The 4,077-nt window shown below is 62.4% G+C and carries 4 protein-coding genes; 2 read left to right on the top strand and 2 right to left on the bottom strand.

Annotated features, from left to right (window positions below; genetic code table 11):
* Positions 1-75 precede the first annotated feature (75 nt).
* The gene (locus tag AC4FAH_RS13660) at positions 76-1,347 is read left to right on the top strand and encodes an ATP-binding protein (protein WP_490246219.1); all 1,272 of its coding nucleotides are present in this window, start codon (positions 76-78) and stop codon (positions 1,345-1,347) included.
* Between the two features lie 32 nt (positions 1,348-1,379).
* On the top strand, positions 1,380-1,916 hold the full coding sequence (locus AC4FAH_RS13655) for a response regulator transcription factor (protein ID WP_213115265.1): 537 nt from the start codon (positions 1,380-1,382) through the stop codon (positions 1,914-1,916).
* Between the two features lie 152 nt (positions 1,917-2,068).
* Here the strand turns inward: AC4FAH_RS13655 and AC4FAH_RS13650 are convergent, their stop codons facing one another.
* Positions 2,069-2,842: a 3-hydroxybutyrate dehydrogenase gene (locus AC4FAH_RS13650; protein WP_213115266.1), complete on the bottom strand. Its 774-nt coding sequence runs from the start codon at positions 2,840-2,842 to the stop codon at positions 2,069-2,071.
* 223 nt (positions 2,843-3,065) lie between these two features.
* The coding region (locus tag AC4FAH_RS13645; RefSeq protein ID WP_490246218.1) for an ATP-binding protein at positions 3,066-4,077 on the bottom strand (1,012 nt) is incomplete at its 5' end.

Here is a 4,077-nt window from a genome sequence, read left to right as displayed (position 1 = left end):
GCGCTAACTGGCCGTCAGGGCTGCACTTTATGAGCCTTATTCACTATCATGGCCGCATTCCTCGCAGGAGTTGTCATGAATCAGCCGCTACCGCCACCACTGTCCACGCCGCACCGGAATCTCATTCGTCTGACCATCGCGCGCGGCATCACCTGGACCGGCTTTCTCATCCTGATCATCTTCGGGCTCGAGATCATCGGCTTTCAGCTCAATGTGCTGCCCGTCATCTCGATCATCATCGCGATGGGGCTGGTTAATGTCGCGACCTGGTGGCGCCTCGGGCAGTCGCATCCCGTCACCGACACCGAGAACCTGATTCACCTGCTGGTGGATATCGCCGGTCTGACGATGCTGTTCTTCCATACCGGTGGCTCCACCAACCCCTTCGTGCCCTATTATCTGGTGCCGGTGACCATGGCGGCCGCAACGCTCCCGTGGCGTTATGCCTGGGTGATTGCCGCCGTTGGCATGGGCTGTTACAGCTTCCTGATGGTGTTCTATGAGCCGGTGCCGCAGCTGGCGACCTATGAGCTGGGTGGACGCATCAGCCTGCATGTCATCGGCATGTGGCTGAACTTCGGCCTGTCGGCGTCGCTGGTGACCTACTTCATCTACAAGATGGCCCATGCCCTGCGCACCCGGGATCAGGCGCTGTCCACCACGCGTGAGGCCGCCCTGCGCAGCGAGCAGGTATTGGCGGTGGCCAGTCAGGCCGCTGGCACCGCGCATGAGCTGGGCACCCCGCTCTCCACCATGGCAGTGCTGCTGAGCGAGATGCGCGAGGATGCCAAGGACAGGAATGACCCTCAGCTGGAGGATGATCTTGCCCTGCTGCGCAGTCAGGTCGACACCTGCAAGCAACGCCTGCAGGCGATGGTAGCCGCGGCCGACCGCCGTCGCATGGAACAGCCCCAACCCATCAATGCCGCCCAGTGGCTGGAGGAAATCGTGCAGCGCTGGCTGGTGGTACGCCCGGACGTGCAGCATAGCGTCGAGGTGACGCCCGGCGCTGAACAGGCCTCCATGCTGGTGGACACCACGCTTGAGCAGGCGCTGATGAACCTGCTCAACAATGCCGCCGACGCCTGCCCGGATGATATCGAGATCACCCTGGAGCAACGCGATCAGGAAGTGCTGATCGACATCCGCGATCATGGCGATGGCGTGCCCATGGCGGTGGCGGATCAGCTCGGCGAGACCTTCATCTCCACCAAATCCAAGGGCATGGGCATCGGCCTGTTCCTCACGCATGCCACCATCAATCGGTTCGGTGGCGGCGTCAGTCTGTACAACCACGAAGATGGCGGCACCTTGACGGAAGTGCGCCTCCCCATTCATCTGACATGATGGCGGCAAAGACCGCCCAAGCGAGAACCCTGATGAGCGATGCAACCCGACTGCTGATCATCGACGATGATGAATTCTTCTGCCAGGTCACGGCGCGCGCCATGACGCGCCGCGGCTATGAAGTGGAAGTGGCCCGTGATGAAGCCCAGGCACTCAGCGTGGCACGCAGCCACCGCCCGGAGCTGGTCACGCTCGACCTGAAGCTCGAGCAGAGCTCCGGCCTCAAGCTGCTGCCCGAGCTGATCGCCCTGCTGCCTGACACGCGTATCGTGGTGCTGACCGGCTATTCCAGCATCGCCACCGCGGTGGAAGCCATCAAGCTCGGCGCGGTCAACTACCTGTGCAAGCCCGCCGATGCCGACGAGATTCTCAACGCCTTCAACCGCGAAGTCGGCGACCCTGCCGCCGAGATCTCCGACAACCCGCCGTCGGTCAACCGCCTGACCTGGGAGCACATCCAGAAGGTGCTCAACGAGCACGATGGCAACATCTCCTCCACTGCCCGCGCCCTGGGCATGCACCGCCGAACTCTGCAACGCAAGCTGCAGAAGCGGCCGGTCAAGCGCTGAGACAGCGCCGCTGACGTAGTCTGAATCCCAGGCGACACTTCGCTGCCGGCCAAGCAAAAGCCCTCACCATCCTCGCTCGCAAGCGCGAATCGATGGTGAGGGCTTCGTGTCTCTGTGCTGCCTGGAATGAGCCGATACTCAAGGGTACGCCGTTACTGCGCCGTCCACCCCAGGTCCATGTTGAAGCTGGAGCCGGTCACTGAGCCTGCCTTGTCGGAGGCCAGCCACACCGCCATGTCCGCCACTTCGGAGGGATCGATCATGTGCTTGATCGCCGCGCCCTTGAGCATGATCTTCTCGATCACTTCATCTTCGGGCATGTCATTGAGCTTGGCCTGCTCGGCGATCTGCTTGTCGACCAGCGGCGTGCGCACATAGGCCGGGCAGATGGCATTGGCGGTGATGCCGCTTTCGCCCCCTTCCAGCGCAGCGGTTCTGGTCAGCCCCATCAGGCCATGCTTGGCACTAACGTAGGCCGCCTTGCCCGGTGACGCGACATGGGCGTGGATGGATGCCATGTTGACGATGCGCCCATAGCCATTCTTCTCCATGTGCGGCCATGCCGCCTGGATCAGCGTGAATGGCGCACTCAGCATCAAGGCGATGATCTGGTTCCACTTGGCTTCGGGGAAGTCCTTGATGCGCTCGACATGCTGGATGCCGGCATTGTTAACCAGGATATCGAGGCGACCGAAACGTGATACGGCTTCATTCACCGCCGCGCGACACTGCTCGGCATCCGTCAGGTCGGCCTTGAAGAAGGCAGCCCCTGCCTTATCGGCGACCTCTGCCCCCTCATCACTGAAATCGACCGCCAGCACCTGATGCCCAGCATCGCACATCGCCTGCATGATGGCGGCGCCGATACCACTGGCGGTGCCGGTCACCAGTGCAACACGGACAGGGGAAGACTGTTGTTCACTCATGCGAATCTCCTGACAGAGGGGAATGTCATGCTGCTCTGCAACATATAATGAAGATAGCGCTAATCTAGCCGTCTTTACCACCCGACCATCGCCGAGTTGCACTCCCCACTGGCATTATCGAGCGCCAGCCAATATCACAGCCGCATGATGCATTCGACGCAATCGTTGCATCCGCTGACGCAACCCGGCCGCCAGGCGCTATTCACGACGAGAGGTGGACCTGCTATGACAGGAAGCGAACCTGTACCAGCAGCCCCGGGGCCTGCGGCGTCCCCAAGGGACTCTCCTTCAGCGCAAGCTCTGCGCCTAGACGTTCAGCGAGCTCGCGCACGATGGAAAGGCCCAGCCCCGAGCCTTGAGTCTTTTGGCCGGCCAGACGCACGAAGCGTTCAAAGACGCGCTCGCGTTCACGCAGCGGGATTCCGGGGCCCGTATCGGCCACTTCCATGCGCCATCCAGCGTCGTCGCGGCGGATATCCAGATGCACCTCTCCGCCTTCTGGCGTATAGCGCAGCGCATTGTCGAGCAGATTGCGCAGCAGCACGTAGAGGCCGTTCTCATGACTGACCAACTGCGCGCCGGGGGCAACCTCGACATGCAGCATGATGCCTCGCTGGCGTGCCATGGGGCCCAGGTCCCGCGCCAGCTCATGGGTCAGCTGGGCGAGATCGACCGGACGACGCGGTGCCTCTGCCCCGCTTTCCAGTCGTGACAGGGTCAACAGCTGCTCCACTACCCGCGTCATGCGATTGACGCCATCCACGATCATGCGTGCCGAGCGCCGCGAGGCCTCATCCCTGGCATCGGCCTCCAGATTCTGGGCATGCACCTTGATGCCCGCCAGGGGAGTCCGCAATTCGTGGGCGGCATTGGCCGTGAAGCGCCGCTCCTTGTCGAGGGTGTCCGCCAGACGCGCCAGCAACCCATTGAGGGCATCCACCATGCCGCGTATCTCGTCCGGCGCCTCGCTGGCATCCAACGGCTCAAGGTACCCGGGTTGACGGGCCGTGATCTGATGACTGATGCGCAAGACGGGACGAAACCCCCGCGAGACCGCCACACCGATCAGCAAGGCGATCACGAGCAACCCGACCACCAGCGCCAGCACGTTGTGCAACGCAATCTGGCCGGTCAGTTCATCGCGCACATCTTCACGCTGGGCCGCCGTGACCCAGATGCCACTCTCGGGGAAATACAGCGTGAAGGTGAACCAGTCATGGTGATTGTCATGCTGC

The sequence above is a fragment of the Cobetia sp. genome (assembly GCF_983723665.1).
Note: the sequence above shows the minus strand (reverse complement) of the source record. Positions and strands in the feature narration are given on the sequence as shown.